Here is a 641-nt window from a genome sequence, read left to right as displayed (position 1 = left end):
CTAGCCTCGATTTTTCATGGTGTGGCTCGCGCCCATGATTCTCGCGCTATGGAGCGCATTCGGTTCCGGTTGTGCCATTCGGGTATGACGCGACCACCGTGTCTCGCCACGGTTCGGCGGGGACCCAACCCCCAGTGGTTTCCTCTACTCGAACGGACACTGACACCAGGACGATTATCCCGGCTCGGGTCCCGGCAAGGTACGCAGTCGGTTCAGGCCGGCGACGATGTCTTGAGCGAACCGGGCAGTTTTCTTCATATGCACCACGGCCCGGCGAGCGGTCCTCGCGATCGTGGCCGGCACGGTGTAGATGTGCATGCGCAGTCTCTTCGGCTCCCACCTGCGAATCTGTTCATCGGCGAAGGCCAACAGTCCGCTCCAGGCTTGCAAATCACCGGCGAGAGCGACGATGGCCAACCAGATCCGATTCTGGTCGAAGCCCTTGAGTGGGAAGTTTTGCAGCCCGGTGTCTTTGGCGATCCGGATCCGGTCCTCGCATCTGGCCCGGCAGCGGTGACGGACTTCCAGATCAGCCAGCTGGCCACCGGTCGTGTTCGTCGCGAACGCGGTCAGTCGGTATCCGTCGACATCGTCAAATCGCAGTTGGGCACCCGGGTGGGGACGTTCACGGCGGACGATGA

1 protein-coding gene is annotated in these 641 nt (G+C 62.2%); it reads right to left on the bottom strand.

The annotated features are described in order from the left end of the window. Window positions 1-174: 174 nt before the first annotated feature. The coding region (locus ACPUD7_RS17755; RefSeq protein WP_425120652.1) for a transposase at window positions 175-641 on the bottom strand (467 nt) is incomplete at its 5' end.

This window comes from Brevibacterium sp. FAM 24630, assembly GCF_049804075.1.
Lineage (GTDB): Bacteria > Actinomycetota > Actinomycetes > Actinomycetales > Brevibacteriaceae > Brevibacterium.
The sequence above is the reverse complement of the archived record's forward strand: the minus strand, read 5'-3'. Positions and strand labels throughout refer to the sequence as shown.